This is a genomic window from Streptomyces sp. NPDC017979 (assembly GCF_044328175.1).
Taxonomy (GTDB): Bacteria; Actinomycetota; Actinomycetes; order Streptomycetales; family Streptomycetaceae; genus Streptomyces.
On the sequence record NZ_JBIRGU010000010.1, the window covers coordinates 99,154 to 114,856 of the forward strand.

The 15,703-nt window shown below is 70.8% G+C and carries 9 protein-coding genes; 5 read left to right on the top strand and 4 right to left on the bottom strand.

Annotated elements, in window-relative coordinates; genetic code table 11:
• Positions 1–853 precede the first annotated feature (853 nt).
• Together ACH4E8_RS24315 and ACH4E8_RS24320 are read right to left on the bottom strand one after the other, a co-directional pair.
• Complete coding sequence (locus ACH4E8_RS24315; RefSeq protein WP_398451474.1) at positions 854–1,372, bottom strand: PaaI family thioesterase; 519 nt, start codon at positions 1,370–1,372, stop codon at positions 854–856.
• Between the two features lie 224 nt (positions 1,373–1,596).
• Positions 1,597–3,873, bottom strand: coding sequence for an FdhF/YdeP family oxidoreductase (locus ACH4E8_RS24320; RefSeq protein WP_398451897.1), 2,277 nt, complete (start codon positions 3,871–3,873; stop codon positions 1,597–1,599).
• Positions 3,874–4,093: 220 nt separating this feature from the next.
• On the opposite strand from ACH4E8_RS24320, the gene polA reads away from it, so the two are divergent.
• From polA to ACH4E8_RS24340, 4 genes are all read left to right on the top strand, one after another.
• Complete coding sequence (gene polA, locus ACH4E8_RS24325) at positions 4,094–6,832, top strand: DNA polymerase I (RefSeq protein ID WP_398451476.1); 2,739 nt, start codon at positions 4,094–4,096, stop codon at positions 6,830–6,832.
• 218 nt (positions 6,833–7,050) lie between these two features.
• Positions 7,051–8,784: a lytic murein transglycosylase gene (locus ACH4E8_RS24330; protein ID WP_398451478.1), complete on the top strand. Its 1,734-nt coding sequence runs from the start codon at positions 7,051–7,053 to the stop codon at positions 8,782–8,784.
• 144 nt (positions 8,785–8,928) lie between these two features.
• The gene (locus ACH4E8_RS24335) at positions 8,929–9,066 is read left to right on the top strand and encodes an SPW_0924 family protein (protein ID WP_398451480.1); all 138 of its coding nucleotides are present in this window, start codon (positions 8,929–8,931) and stop codon (positions 9,064–9,066) included.
• An 8-nt stretch (positions 9,067–9,074) separates the two neighbouring features.
• On the top strand, positions 9,075–10,064 hold the full coding sequence (locus ACH4E8_RS24340; protein WP_398451482.1) for a DUF3068 domain-containing protein: 990 nt from the start codon (positions 9,075–9,077) through the stop codon (positions 10,062–10,064).
• Between the two features lie 52 nt (positions 10,065–10,116).
• Here the strand turns inward: ACH4E8_RS24340 and hrpB are convergent, their stop codons facing one another.
• The gene (hrpB, locus tag ACH4E8_RS24345; protein ID WP_398451484.1) at positions 10,117–12,711 is read right to left on the bottom strand and encodes an ATP-dependent helicase HrpB; all 2,595 of its coding nucleotides are present in this window, start codon (positions 12,709–12,711) and stop codon (positions 10,117–10,119) included.
• Positions 12,712–12,873: 162 nt separating this feature from the next.
• Positions 12,874–13,731 (bottom strand): class I SAM-dependent methyltransferase, encoded by an 858-nt coding sequence (locus tag ACH4E8_RS24350; protein ID WP_398451486.1) that lies wholly within the window; start codon positions 13,729–13,731, stop codon positions 12,874–12,876.
• Between the two features lie 382 nt (positions 13,732–14,113).
• Here ACH4E8_RS24350 and rpsA point away from each other — a divergent pair, with 382 nt between their 5' ends.
• Positions 14,114–15,604: a 30S ribosomal protein S1 gene (gene rpsA, locus ACH4E8_RS24355; RefSeq protein WP_398451488.1), complete on the top strand. Its 1,491-nt coding sequence runs from the start codon at positions 14,114–14,116 to the stop codon at positions 15,602–15,604.
• Positions 15,605–15,703: the final 99 nt, after the last annotated feature.

Here is a 15,703-nt window from a genome sequence, read left to right on the forward strand (position 1 = left end):
TTATGCCCGGGCCGGATATCGACGTTCTGAGTATGGGCAGATCGGGCAATCCTCCGCCGACGCCCCGGCTCACATGCTGAGAACGCCCAGTTCCGCTAAGGCCCTTGAGCTGATCTTGCTGCTGTCAGGGCATCTACCACACCTTTCGCCTTCTCATGATCATCGGTGGTGTCCGGCGAGGTGTTCCCACCTTGTTTCGCAACCCGGAATTGATCACTCAGAGTGAGGTATTCGGCGGGCTGTGACATATCACGTGCCATGGCTGGGTGCGGTCGGCCGGCTATGTGGAACGTGATCGTCCAGTGCCGCTCGAAACGGTGCGGGGGCGGTCGGCTCACGCGTCGACCGAGGTCCGCGGGGGGTGCCGGACGAGTGGTCTGGACCGTGACCAGCGAATCGGGGCGTCGGACCGGTGGTGAAGTCGGCGAACTCACCCGTACGAGTGAAGTCTTGCCCCCCGTGGTGGCGCCCCGTGGTGCCGGTGGTGCGTGTGGTTCCGGAAGCAGTTGCGGCGTCGTGCAGTCGTGCGGCTAACGGATCACGGAGAGTGCCGGCGCGGCCACGATTGTGTGTTGAGGGTGTGAAGGCCAACGGCGCGGACGGGGTGAGCGCTGAGGGGGCGGGTGCGGGTCGGGTGTCGGCTTGGACGCCGTCGGCTGGATCCGGGCGTCGAGTTGAACGCTGACGGGTCGGGCTGGGCCTCGGGGTTGGACGCCGTCGCCGGGTCGGGCCGGGTCGGATGTCAGGCGGGGCGCCGTCGGCTCCAACGACGGCGCCGCGGCGAGGTAGTACCCCGCCGCGGCGCTGCGGGCGCGCCCGGTCGGCCGCCCGTCGAATCGAGGTGCGGGCGCCGTCAGGCGCCTTCGGCGCGGGCCCCGGAACCGTGCGCGGCCCCCGGCGCCTGGCTCGCATCGCCCGGCTTGGCGTCCCGCAGCAGACAGGTCAACCGGGCCGTGCACACCCGCTTGTCCTGCTCGTCGGTGATCACGATCTCGTACGTCGCCGTCGACCGCCCGCGGTGCACCGGCGTCGCCACGCCCGTGACCAGCCCGGAGCGCACCCCGCGGTGGTGCGTGCAGTTGAGGTCCACGCCCACGGCGATCTTGGTGCTGCGCCCGTGCAGCATCGAGCCGATCGACCCCAAGGTCTCCGCGAGCACGGCGGACGCACCGCCGTGCAGCAGTCCGTACGGCTGGGTGTTCCCCTCGACCGGCATCGTGCCGACGACCCGCTCCGCCGACGCCTCCAGGACCTCCACGCCCATCCGCTGGCCCAGGTGTCCCGCGGAGAACAGCGCCGGCAGGTCCACCCCCAGCGCGGCGAACTCGTCGATGATGTCCTGCGGGAACTTGGTCGTGCGCTGCTCGCCCATGGGCCCGGCTCCGATCTCGGTCGTCCAGTGCGGATGAGTGCTCCGTGCACCGTCTTATCAGATGCCTGAGCGAACGCTTAGTCGCCGGGGTGCTTTCCTGCCCACCCCGGCGCATCCCCGCCGTTGCCAGCGCGCTGCCGCCGTTGACCCCAAGGCCGGGCTTCCGACGGGCTTTGCCGGCGTGCAGCCGGGTGTGCTTCTTCTGGAGGCTTCACCGTGGGCCTTTAAAGGCGTGCCGGCTCCAGCCGGATCACCACCGACTTGCTCGCGGGGGTGTTGCTGGTGTCCGCCGTCGCATCCAGCGGCACCAGGACGTTCGTCTCCGGGTAGTACGCCGCGGCGCACCCGCGGGCCGTCGGATAGTGCACCACCCGGAAGCCGGGGGCCCGCCGCTCCACGCCGTCCCGCCACTCGCCGACCAAGTCCGCGTACGCCCCGTCCGCCATTCCCAACTCCTCGGCGTCGAGCGGGTTCACCAGGACCACGCGGCGACCGTCCCGAATGCCCCGGTAGCGGTCGTCGAGTCCGTACACCGTGGTGTTGTACTGGTCGTGCGAGCGCAGGGTCTGGAGCAGCAGCCGCCCCTCGGGCACCCGGGGGTACTCCACGGGCGCGGCCGTGAAGTTCGCCTTGCCCGTGGCCGTCGGGAAGCGGCGCAGGTCCCGCGGCGCGTGCGGGAGCGCGAAGCCGCCGGGGCGCGCGACCTTCTCGTTGAAGTCCTCGAAGCCGGGCACCACGCGTGCGATGCGGTCGCGGATCGTGCCGTAGTCCTGCTCGAACTCCTCCCAGGGCGTCGCCGAACCGGGGCCCAGCACACCGCGCGCGAGCCGCGCCACGATCGCCGGCTCCGAGAGCAGGTGCGGGCTCGCGGGCGGGAGGTTGCCGCGCGAGGAGTGCACCATGCCCATCGAGTCCTCGACGGTCACGAACTGCCGGCCGGCCGCCTGGACGTCCCGGTCGGAGCGGCCGAGCGTCGGCAGGATGAGCGCCCGCGTGCCCGTCACGGCGTGGGAGCGGTTCAGCTTGGTCGACACGTGCACGGTCAGCCGCGCCCGTCGCACCGCCGCTTCGGTGACTTCGGTGTCCGGGGTGGCTGCGACGAAGTTCCCGCCCATGGCGAAGAACACCTTGGCGTCGCCGTCGCGCAGCGCCCGGATGGACCGGACGACGTCCAGGCCGTGGTGGCGCGGGGGAGCGAAGCCGAACTCCTTCTCCAGTGCGTCGAGGAAGGCGGGCGCGGGGCGCTCGAAGATGCCCATGGTGCGGTCGCCCTGCACGTTCGAATGGCCGCGCACGGGGCAGACGCCGGCCCCGGGACGGCCGATGTTCCCGCGGAGCAGGAGGAAGTTCACCACCTCGCGGATCGTGGCCACCGAGTGCTTGTGCTGGGTCAGACCCATCGCCCAGCACACGATGGTCCGTCGGGACGCCAGCACCATCGCCAGCGCTTGCTCGATGACCTCCCGGTCCAGCCCGGTGGCCGCCAGCGTCTCGTCCCAGTCGGCGGCCCGGGCGGTCGCGGCGAACTCCTCGAACCCGTGGGTGTGGTCGCGGACGAACTCCTCGTCCACGGCGCCGTCCGTCTCCAACACGAGCTTGTTCAACAGCCGGAACAGCGCCTGGTCGCCGCCGATGCGGATCTGGAGGAACAGGTCGTTCAGCGCGGTGCCCTTCAGCAGACCGCGCGGCGTCTGGGGGTTCTTGAACCGTTCGAGACCGGCTTCGGGCAGCGGGTTCACCGAGATGATCCGGGCGCCCGACGCCTTCGCCTTCTCCAGGGCCGAGAGCATCCGCGGGTGGTTCGTCCCCGGGTTCTGCCCGGCGACGATGATCAGGTCGGCCTGGTGCACGTCCTCCAGGGACACGCTCCCCTTGCCCACCCCGAGCGTCTCCGACAGGGCCGAGCCGGACGACTCGTGGCACATGTTCGAGCAGTCGGGGAGGTTGTTCGTGCCGAACTCCCGCGCGAAGAGCTGGAGGAGGAACGCGGCCTCGTTGCTCGTACGGCCCGAGGTGTAGAAGAGGGCCTCGTCGGGGGAGGCGAGCGCGGTCAGCTCCTCCGCGATGATCGCGAAGGCGCGCTCCCAGCTCACCGGCGCGTACCGGTCGGCGCCCTCGGAGAGGTACACGGGCTCGGTGATGCGGCCCTGCTGGCCCAGCCAGTAACCGCTGCGGGCGGCGAGGTCGGCGACGGGGTGCGCCGCGAAGAACTCGGGGGTCACCCGGCGCCGGGTCGCCTCCTCGGCGACCGCCTTCGCGCCGTTCTCGCAGAACTCGGCGTGATGGCGCTTGTCGGGTTCGGGCCAGGCGCAACCGGGGCAGTCGAAGCCGTCCTTCTGATTGACCTTGAGCAGGGCCCTGGTGGCGCGACCCAGGCCCATTTGCTCCTGGGCGATCTTGAGGGTGTGCCCGATGGCCGGGATGCCCGCGGCGGCGCGCTCGGGCCCGGTGATGCGCGGGGCGTCCTGGACCGGGTCGTCCGCGGGCGGCTTGCTGGCCATCTGCTCCCCTTCCATGTCCCCGGCGAGGGCTCCGGTCACCCAGTGCCACCGCCGCTTCACCTACTGCCCTTCATGGTGACACGGACCACTGACAACAGTCGGGCGGCCGGTGCGCGGACCGTCCGGCGGCCGGGCGAGGGCGCGGCGGCGGACGGTGCGGCGCCGGGGCGAGGACGCGGCGATGGCGTCGTTGTCAGTGGTACGTGGCAGGATCGTCCCCGTGGCTGAGACAGCATCGAAGAAGACCCGTGAAGAGAAGACCGACCACCGCGGCGGAGGTGCGGCGCGCCCCCGTCTGCTGCTCATGGACGGGCACTCCCTGGCGTACCGGGCGTTCTTCGCGCTGCCCGCGGAGAACTTCACCACCGCGAGCGGCCAGACGACCAACGCCATCTACGGCTTCGCGTCGATGCTGGCGAACACCCTGCGCGACGAGGCGCCCACGCACTTCGCCGTGGCGTTCGACGTGTCCCGCAAGACCTGGCGGTCCAAGGACTTCCCCGAGTACAAGGCCAATCGCTCCTCGACGCCCGACGAGTTCAAGGGCCAGGTCGAGCTGATCGGCGAGCTCCTCGACACGATGAACGCGGTGCGGTTCGCCGTGGACGGCTTCGAGGCGGACGACATCATCGCGACCCTCGCCACCGCGGCCGAGGCCGAGGGCTTCGAGGTCCTGATCGTCACCGGCGACCGGGATTCGTTCCAGCTCGTCAGCGAGCACACCACCGTCCTCTACCCCACCAAGGGCGTCTCGGAGCTGACCCGCTTCACCCCGGCTAAGGTCGAGGAGAAGTACGGGCTGACCCCGCAGCAGTACCCGGACTTCGCCGCCCTGCGCGGCGACCCGTCGGACAACCTCCCCGGCATCCCCGGCGTCGGCGAGAAGACGGCCACGAAGTGGATCAACCAGTTCGGTTCCTTCACCGAGCTGGTCGCCCGCGCCGACGAGGTCAAGGGCAAGGTCGGCCAGTCGCTCCGCGACCACCTGGAAGCCGTCAAGCTCAACCGCCACCTCACCGAGCTGGTGCGCGACGTCGAACTGCCCAAGGGCGTCGTCGACCTGGAGCGCGCCCCCTACGACCGGGCCGCGCTGAAGGGCTTCCTGGAAGTCCTGGAGATCCGGAACCCGAGCCTGCGCGAGCGCCTGCTCGCCGTTGACCCCGGCGCCGCCGAGGACGAGGCCCCGGCGCCCGAAGCCGGCGTGGAGCTGGACGGCACCGTCCTCGCCGCCGGCGAGCTGGCGCCCTGGCTCGCCGAGCACGGCGCCCAGCCGCTCGGCGTGGCCACGGTCGCCAGCTGGGCCCTCGGCGTCGGCAACGTCAGCGAGGTCGCCCTGGCCGCGGCCGACGGCAAGGCGGCCTGGTTCGACCCGACCCGGCTCGACGAGGCCGACGAGCGGGCCTTCACCGAGTGGCTCGCCGACGCGGACCGCCCCAAGGTCCTGCACAGCGCCAAGGAGTCCCTCCGGGTCTTCCCCGAGCACGGCTGGCAGCTCGCCGGCGTCACCATGGACACCGCCCTCGCCGCCTACCTGGTCAAGCCGGGGCGCCGCTCCTTCGCCCTGGACACCCTCGCGATCGAGTACTTGGGCCGCGAGCTGACCCCCGCCGCCGCCGACGGCCAACTCGCCTTCGGCACCGACGAGCACGCCGAAGCGGACGCACTGATGGCGCAGGCCCGCGCCGTCCTCGACCTCGGCGACGCCTTCACGACCAAGCTCACCGAGGTCGGCGCGGCCGATCTGCTCCACGACATGGAGCTGCCGGTCTCCCTCCTCCTCGCCCGCATGGAGCGGCACGGCATCGCCGCCGACCGCGCCCATCTGGAGACGATGGAGCAGTTGTTCGCCGGCGCCGTCCAGCAGGCCGTCAAGGAAGCGCACGCGACGGTGGGCCACGAGTTCAACCTCGGCTCGCCCAAGCAGCTCCAGGAGGTCTTCTTCGGCGAGCTGAACCTCCCCAAGACGAAGAAGACGAAGACGGGGTACACCACCGACGCCGACGCGCTCGCCTGGCTCGCCACCCAGACCGAGCACGAGCTGCCCGTCATCATGCTGCGCCACCGCGAGCAGGCCCGGCTGCGCTCCACGGTCGAGGGCCTGATCAAGACGATCGCCGCCGACGGACGCATCCACACCACCTTCAGCCAGACCGTCGCGGCCACCGGCCGGCTCTCCTCCACCGACCCGAACCTGCAGAACGTCCCCGTGCGCACCGACGAGGGCCGGGCCATCCGACGCGGCTTCGTCGTCGGCGAGGGCTTCGAGTCCCTGATGACGGCGGACTACAGCCAGATCGAACTGCGCGTCATGGCCCACCTGTCCCAGGACGAGGGCCTGATCCAGGCGTTCACCTCGGGCGAGGACCTGCACAACACGGTCGCCTCCCAGGTCTTCGGAGTCGAGACGTCCGCCGTGGACGCCGAGATGCGCCGCAAGATCAAGGCCATGTCGTACGGCCTGGCGTACGGACTGTCCGCCTTCGGGCTCTCCCAGCAGCTGAACATCGAGGCGGCCGAGGCCCGCGCCCTGATGGACACCTACTTCGAGCGCTTCGGCGGCGTCCGCGACTACCTCCACCACGTGGTGGAGGAAGCCCGCGCCACCGGCTACACGGCGACGATGTTCGGCCGCCGCCGCTACCTCCCCGACCTGAACAGCGACAACCGCCAGCGCCGGGAAGCCGCCGAGCGGATGGCGCTGAACGCTCCGATCCAGGGCACCGCCGCCGACATCGTCAAGATCGCGATGCTCCGGGTGGACGCCGCCATGCAAGAGGCCGGACACTCCTCGCGGTTGCTCCTCCAGGTGCACGACGAAATCGTGCTGGAGATCGCCCCCGGCGAACGCGCCGACGTCGAGGCGCTGGTGCGCCGGGAGATGTCGGCCGCTGCTTCGCTGAGCGCGCCCCTGGACGTCTCCGTCGGCGTCGGCTCGGACTGGGAGTCCGCAGCCCACTGACGCGTACGACCGGCGGACCCCCTCACGCCGCTTGCCGCTGTTCCCCGTTGCCGGGGAAGTCGGTAGCGGAGTGAGGGGGTCCGCTGGGCTAACGAGCAGTGCCGAATCGGTGAAAACCGGTCACGCACTGGTGTTCTGAAAGGCGCGGTTGCCGTAGTGTCGCCTGGGTTGGCGCAATGGCGAGCGTGGGTTGACCGCCCGGGGAGGGAAACAGACGTATGGCAGCGCACTTCGGCCGTCGGCTGCGCAGGGGAGCGACCACCACCGCCGTGGCGGCAGCAGCCGTGGCGGCACTCTCGGCCTCACAGGCCCCAGGTGTCACACACGCAGTCTCGGGTGACAGTCAGGGCAGCCAGGACGAGGCATCGGACGCAACACCCCCTCCCGGCACTCCGGCCACGGGCGACTCCCCTTATTACACGGACCTCCCGCCCCTGGACTCGCCGAACAAGCAGGGCACTTCACCCAGCGGCGGCACCAAGGGAGCCGCCGAGGCGGGCATACCGGCCACCGTGCTCGACGCCTACAAGCGCGCGGAGCGGACCATCGCCTCCTCCGACCCCGGGTGCCGGGTCCCGTGGCAACTGCTCGCGGCCATCGGCAAGGTGGAGTCCGGCCAGGCGCGCGGCGGTCGGGTCGACGCGAACGGCACCACGCTCTCGCCCATCCTCGGCCCCGTCCTCAACGGTGTGGGCTTCGCCAACATCCTGGACACCGACAACGGCGCGTACGACGGGGACACCACCCACGACCGCGCGGTCGGGCCCATGCAGTTCATCCCCTCGACCTGGGCGTCCTGGGGACAGGACGCCAACGGGGACGGGCGCAAGGACCCCAACAACATCTACGACGCGGCCCTCGCCGCCGGCCGCTACCTCTGCGCCAACGACCGCGACCTGACCCAGGCGCAGGACCTGGAGCGGGCCATCCTCAGCTACAACCGCTCGCGCGAGTACCTGACGACGGTGCTCTCCTGGTTCGACTACTACAAGCGCGGCACCCACAGCGTGCCCGACGGCTCCGGCGTGCTGCCCGGCTCCAGCACCCCCGACAGCGGCTCGAACTCCACCGCCACCACCCCGCCGGCCGGGGTCACGCCCACGCCCCCGGCCGGCGCGACGCCGCCTCCGGCGAGCGGCCCCAGGGACAAGCCGGAGGGCCCGGCGAAGGAGCCCGGGACCGAGCCCACCAAGCCGTCGACGCCCCCGAGCAAGCCGTCGCCGCCCACGACCCCGCCGAAGCAGCCGGCCAAGCCCGTCCAGGTCGCCTCGATCGAGAACGCGGGCACGGGCGAACTCGCCACGATGGCCGGCCGCGACTTCACCGAGCGGGTCACCGTGCGCGTCATGAGCAACGCCGGCCGCGCCATGGCCGGGCAGAACGTGCGCTTCGAGATCGTCGGCCCGACGGACGCGGCCTTCGCGGACGGCGCGAAGTCCGTCGTCCGCCCCACCGGACTGAACGGCTCGGTCACCGCCCCCGTGCTGAAGCCCGGCGACAAGACGGGGACCTTCACGGTCCGCGCCCGCGTCGTCGGCAGCACGGTGGCCCCCGTCGACTTCACCGCCAAGGTCACCGCCCCCGAGGCGGACAAGATCAACTGGGTGAACGCCAAGGAGATGACGGCCGCCCCCGGCGCCGACTTCGAGCACCTGCTGGAGGCCAAGGCCACTCACGGCGGCACTTCGATCTCCGGCGTCGCAGTCAAGGCGGAACTGTTCGAGGTCGGCGCCAACGGCGAGGAGACCCCGAGCGAGAGCGGCCCCTACTTCAAGGGCGCCGACGACAAGCCGGTCCGCACCCTCTCCGACCTCACGACCGACGCCGACGGTGCGCTGAAGCTCCCGAAGATCCACACCGACGACCAGGCGGGCACCTTCCTGCTCCGGCTGACCGCCGCCGGCGGCAAGACCCTGACCATCGAACTCAAGGTCGTCGCCCCGGCCGCCTGACGCCAGGCTCACCGCTCGACCGCACCGCCCCCTTCGCCACCCGGCGCAGGGGGCGGTGCGACGTGTTCTCATCTCACGGCCCGATTGCTACGGTGCCCCCTCCTCTGACGCTACGTCAGAAGTCCCAACTCCGGGAGGCCCAGCATGCGCGCCCTCGCCGCCGCCGCCGTCGGGCTGGCCGCCGCCTTCGCCCTCGTCCTCACCGCCACCGCGATCGGCGCGCCACCGGGGGAGACCTCTCCCAAACCGCTGCTGACCACCGTCCCCGGCCCCAAGAAGTAGGGGCAGCCGTGCACCGCCGTGCGAGCCTCGTGCTGCTCGCCCTCGCCGTCTTCTTCGCCGCGCTCTCCCCGCTGCTGCGCTGGTACGCCTTCCCCCGACTGGCGAAGGTCCCGCCCAGCCAGTATCAGGAAATGGTGTTGGAGGCCCGGCCCGCGACCCTCCTGGACTACGGCACCCTCCAGGCGAAGGAGGTCGAGAAGGTCACCATCGTCCAGACCCTCAAGGGCAACGTCGAGGAGTCCGAGAAGATCGAACGCAGCGCCGGCCGCGACGTCGTCGTCTGGGACGCCCTCTCCTACATCCAGGGGCCCGACGGCAAGATGGTCTCCCAGATCCCCGAGCGCTACATCTTCGACGCCCACAGCCAGGCCCCCGTTCACGCCACCGGCGAATCCGTCGACGGCGACCCCGTCCGACGCGAGGGCATCGAGTACAAGTGGCCCTTCCTCACCGAGAAGCGGGACTACGAGTACTTCGACGCCCAGACCCGCACCTCCGCCCCCATCCACTACAAGGGCACCCGCAGCTACCGGGGCCTCGACGTCTACTACTTCGAACAGACCATCCCCTGGACCAAGGTCCCCTTCCCGAAGAAGATGCCCATCCCCGGCGTCGACGCGGCCACGCTGGAGAAGCAGACCGGCACCACGCGGTGGTACACCACCAAGCGCATGTTCTGGGTGGACCCCGTCACCGGCGCCCCCGTGAACGGCGAGGAGATCCACACCGAGGAACTCCGCGGCGGCACCCTCCTCGGTGGCCGCGACAAGGTCACCGCCTTCGCAGGCCATGTGAAGATGCGCCCCGACTACGTCGCCGACACCGTCGAACTGGTCAAGTCCCAACGAACCCTGGTCCTTCTGCTGACCTCCCATCTGCCCTGGGGCTTCCTTGTCCTGGCCGGCGGGCTCCTGGTGCTGTCCCTCGCGCTGGAGGCCCGCAGCCGTCGCTCCCGCGACCACGGGCCGGAACCCGATCCGCAACCGCTCCCCGCCTGACCCTCCTCGTGCCCACAACCTCCGCCTGGTCGGCTCACCCCCCTTCCCTGCCCTATCGGGTCTTGGAGTCCCGACCTTTGGTCTCCTGAGCCTTGGTCTCCTGGGTTTTGGTATGCCGTGCCTTGGTGTGCCGGGTCGCCTCCGCCGACGCCGGATCCTCCGGCCAGGGGTGCTTCGGATAACGGCCGCGCAACTCCGCCCGCACCGCGCGGTACCCGTCCCGCCAGAACGAAGCCAGGTCAGCCGTCACCGCCGCCGGCCTACCCGCGGGCGAGAGCAGATGCACCAGCACCGGCACCCCGGCGACCTTCGGTGTCTGCTGCAACCCGAACAACTCCTGCAACTTCACCGCCAGCACCGGCTGTTCCCCGCCGTACTCCACACGTATGCACGAGCCGCTGGGGACCTCGATGCGCTCGGGCGCCAACTCCGCCAACCGGGCGGCCTCACCGCTCGCCCACGGCAGCAACCGCTGCATGCACTCGCCCGCCCGCATCCGCCCCAGGTCGCTCCGGCGCAGGGCCCGGGACAACTCCGGCTCCAACCAGTCCTCCACACGCCCCAACAGCGCCGCGTCCGAGACGTCGGGCCACGGCTCGCCCACCGTCCGGTGCAGGAACGCCAACCGCTCCCGCAACCTCTCGTCATCACGCGTCCACCCCAACAGCCCCAGGCCCTCGCGGCGGAGCCCGTCCAAAAGCGCCTCCCGCACCACCCGCGGTAGGGGCTGCTTGAGCGTCCGAGCCGAGAGCTCCACGGCGCCCAGCCGTTGCACCTGCCGGGCCGTCACGTCTCCGTCCTCCCAGCGCACCTCCTCGACGGTCTCCAAGAGATGCCCGGCACCCGCCCGGGCGGTGTCCTCGTCGATGACGGCAGCGAGCCGCACCCGAGCCGAGGCGGACGAAGCGGGCCGGTCTGCCACCGCCACTGCGAGCCATCCGGCGCCCCGCAGTGCGGATCCGCCCGTGACCTCCGCGCCCGTGCCGGACGCCATCAAGAACGCACCCTCCCCACGGGCCCGCGCCACCCGCTCCGGAAAGGCCAGCGCAGTGACCAAACCGGCGACTGCGTCATCAGACAAGGCCGCGGAGGGGACGACAGTCCCAGCGGTGTCTCTGCCGCCATCGGCGGAGAGCGACGCCTCCAGCCTTCCGGCCTCCCTGCGCCAGCGCGCCGCGTACCCGTCGCCACCCCGACGCGCGGCCCGCCAAGCCGCGGCCAGATCATCCCCGTACTCCCGAGGTGGCTCCTCGCTCAGCAGCGCCACCACCTCGGCCGCCCTGCGTGCCCCGACCTCCGACGCCCCGTCCAGCAGGGCCCTCGCCAGCCGGGGGTGCAAGCCGAGCCGGACCATCGCCACCCCCCGCGCCGTGGCCTGCCCCTCGTCGTCCACCGCGCCGATCGCCCGCAGTACGGACCCCGCCGCCGCCATCGCCCCACCGGGCGGCGCATCCAACAGAGCCAGCCCCGCAGCTGTCGGGTCGCCCCACGAGGAGGCCCGTAGGGCGAAGGAAGCCAGGTCCGCAATGCGGATCTCCGGCGACGGGAACCGCGGGCGCCGGGTGTCGTCGGCCTCCGCCCAGCACCGGTACACCGTGCCAGGCGCTTCCCGGCCCGCCCGGCCGAGCCGCTGGGTGGCACCCGCAGCCGACACCGGAACCGTCGTCAGCGAGCCGAGCCCCCGCGCATGATCCATCCGCGGCTCACGCGCCAGCCCCGAATCGACCACCACCCGCACACCCGGAACGGTCAGGCTGGACTCCGCCACCGACGTCGCCAGCACCACCCGACGCCGCTCGCCACCACCCCGCAACACCGCGTCCTGCACCGCAGCCGGCGCCCGCCCGTGGAGCTGCAGCACCTCCGCGTCGACCCCGTCGAGCATGCCCGCGGTCCGCGCGATCTCGCCCGTACCCGGCAGGAAGCACAGCACATCGCCCTCGTGCCGACCGAGCGCCTGCCGTACGGTCGCCGCGACGTGCCGCAAGAGCGCGGGGTCGACCCAGGTCCCATGGGCGGGACGGATTCCCGAAGGGGCAGGGGCGTAGTGGACGCGGCACTCGAACCCCTCGCCGCTGCTGGCGACCACGGGCGCCGGCACGGAACCGTCCACGGAGGTCAGCAGCCGTGCCCACGCCTCCGCGTCGCTCGTCGCCGACGCCGCGACCAACTGCAACTCCGGTCGCAGCGCGGCCCGTACGTCCACGAGGAAGGCGAGCGCGGTGTCCGCATCGAGGTGGCGCTCGTGGCACTCGTCCAGCAGGACCACGTCCACACCCGGAAGCTCGGCGTCGCGCTGGAGGCGCTGGAGCAGCACCCCGGTCGTGACCACCTCGACACGGGTGCGCGCGCCCACGCGGCGGTCGCCGCGCACCGTGTATCCGACCGCCTCGCCCACGTCCTGGCCCAACAGCCAGGCCATGCGGCGGGCGGCGGCGCGCACCGCCATCCGTCGCGGCTCGGCGACGACCAATCTGCGCGCGGGTCCGCCGCCGACCAGCCCGGCCAACGCCAGCGGCACCAGCGTGGTCTTCCCCGTACCCGGCGGCGCGTGCAGCACCGCAGTGCCGCGCTCGTCGAGCGCGGCCAGCAGCGCGGGCAGCACGTGCCGCACCGGAAGGCTGTCGAGTGCGTCGGTTCTGATCATGCGCTCAGTGTCATCCGTCCCTGCGAGCCGTGCGCAGAGTTACCCACAGCCCCCATGGACTCATCCGTTCATGCGACTAAATGGGCTGCTGGCTCGCGACATGCTGTCGCCTGGGGTCGTGGTCGTGGCCCACCGTCCGCTTCCGCGGTCTCTTCGTCTACTTCAGTCCCGGACGCAGACGAAGATCGCCGTGCCGGGGATCAAGTTCCCCCGCAGCGGAGACCAGCCGCCCCACTCCTGGCTGTTCCACGCGGGCCACTCCGGTTCCACCAGGTCCACCAGCCGGAAGCCGCTCGTCACCACGTCCCGCACCCGGTCGCCGAGGGTTCGGTGGTGCTCCACGTACACGGCGCGCCCCTCCTCGTCCTGCTCGACGTAAGGCGTCCGGTCGAAGTACGAGGCGCAAACGCTCAGGCCCTCCGGGCCCGGCTCGTCCGGAAACGCCCAACGAATCGGGTGCGTGACCGAGAAGACCCAGCGCCCGCCCGGCCGCAGCACCCGGCGCACCTCGGAGAACACCTTGACCGGATCGGCCACGAAGGGGACGGCCCCGTACGCCGAGCACGCCAGGTCGAAGGAGCCGGACCGGAAGGGCAGCGCCCCCGCATCCGCCTCCACCAGCGACAGGCCGCCGCCGATCCGCAATGCGTGCTGGAGCTGGCGGTGCGAGATGTCGAGGGCAACGGGGCGGGCGCCCTGGGTCGCGAGCCACCGGGAGCACTGGGCTGCGCCGGCGCCGATCTCCAGGACGTCCAGGTCCTTCAGCGACTCCCGCGGCCCCAGTAGTGCGGCGTCGGCCTCGTCGAGCCCCTCGGGGCCCCAGAGGAAACGGTCATCCCCCAGAAACGCGCCGTGCTCGCCCTGGTACTCGTCGGCGTTCCCGTCCCACCAGACCCGGCTCGCCCGACTGCTCTCCGCATCCGAGGTGTCACGCCGAGTGGCCTCGGGTTCGGGGGCGGGTCGGTCCTGGAGGTGCGTTGCCGCAGGGGAATGGGTGGGGCGATTGGCGTCTTGGCTCATGTTCACCGTCGTTGTAGTTTGCGTCCAGCGTGACCAATGGCGCCCATTGTGGCCTCCGCAAACCTTAGTTGTGCCGGGTATGGGGCGATCCGCCCTCGGTGTGCGCCTTCGCGCATTGACCGCCTCCGGCTGCCCCCGTATGCTACAAGTTGCGCTGCGGGCCTGCGTGCCTCAGACAGAGCAGGCCGCGCTCGCATCTGTGATGTATGTCCCCTCGGTTCACGAGGCGCCTCCAGTCGGAGTCGTTTCCGGAGCTCTCAAGGCCCCGGGACGATCGACCGGTCGGTGCTTCCATGGCTGTCCGGCTTCTTGCAGCTGCGATACGGGCTCTCGGCGTAGCAGTACCTACGACTTCAATGTCCGTACCGGAGCCCTTTCCCACATGACGAGCAGCACCGAGACCACCGCCACTCCGCAGGTAGCGGTCAACGACATCGGTAACGAGGAAGCCTTCCTCGCCGCGATCGACGAGACGATCAAGTACTTCAACGACGGCGACATCGTCGACGGCGTCATCGTGAAGGTCGACCGGGACGAGGTCCTGCTCGACATCGGTTACAAGACCGAAGGTGTCATCCCGAGCCGCGAGCTCTCGATCAAGCACGACGTCGACCCGAACGAGGTCGTCAAGGTCGGCGACGAGATCGAGGCCCTCGTCCTTCAGAAGGAGGACAAGGAAGGCCGACTGATCCTCTCGAAGAAGCGCGCCCAGTACGAGCGTGCCTGGGGCACCATCGAGAAGATCAAGGAAGAGGACGGCATCGTCACCGGTACCGTCATCGAGGTCGTCAAGGGTGGTCTCATCCTCGACATCGGCCTCCGTGGCTTCCTCCCGGCCTCCCTGGTCGAGATGCGCCGTGTCCGCGACCTCCAGCCGTACGTCGGCAAGGAGCTCGAGGCCAAGATCATCGAGCTGGACAAGAACCGCAACAACGTGGTCCTGTCCCGCCGTGCCTGGCTGGAGCAGACCCAGTCCGAGGTCCGCCAGACCTTCCTCACCACCCTCCAGAAGGGCCAGGTGCGGTCCGGTGTGGTGTCCTCGATCGTCAACTTCGGTGCCTTCGTGGACCTGGGTGGCGTCGACGGTCTGGTCCACGTCTCCGAGCTGTCCTGGAAGCACATCGACCACCCGTCCGAGGTCGTCGAGGTCGGCCAGGAGGTCACGGTCGAGGTCCTGGACGTCGACATGGACCGCGAGCGCGTCTCCCTGTCGCTGAAGGCGACCCAGGAAGACCCGTGGCAGCAGTTCGCCCGCACCCACCAGATCGGCCAGGTCGTTCCGGGCAAGGTCACCAAGCTGGTTCCGTTCGGTGCGTTCGTCCGCGTCGACGAGGGCATCGAGGGTCTGGTCCACATCTCCGAGCTGGCCGAGCGCCACGTGGAGATCCCGGAGCAGGTCGTCCAGGTCAACGACGAGATCTTCGTCAAGGTCATCGACATCGACCTGGAGCGTCGCCGGATCTCGCTGTCGCTGAAGCAGGCGAACGAGTCCTTCGGCGCCGACCCGGCCTCGGTCGAGTTCGACCCGACCCTGTACGGCATGGCCGCGTCCTACGATGACCAGGGCAACTACATCTACCCCGAGGGCTTCGACCCGGAGACCAACGACTGGCTGCCGGGCTTCGAGGCCCAGCGCGAGGCGTGGGAGACCCAGTACGCCGAGGCGCAGCAGCGCTTCGAGCAGCACCAGGCCCAGGTCATCAAGTCCCGCGAGGCCGACGAGGCCGCTGCTGCCGAGGGTGGCGCCGCCGCTCCGGCCGCCGCGCCGACCGGTGGCTCCTACTCCTCGGAGTCGGACGACAACTCCGGCGCCCTGGCGTCGGACGAGGCGCTCGCCGCCCTGCGCGAGAAGCTGGCCGGCGGCCAGAGCTGACGCTCTGACCGGCTGCACCACGGCTGAGTGATGAGGCCCGCTCCCTCTGGGGAGCGGGCCTCATTCGTGTTCGTTGCGTGTGAAGGGAATGCCGGTGCG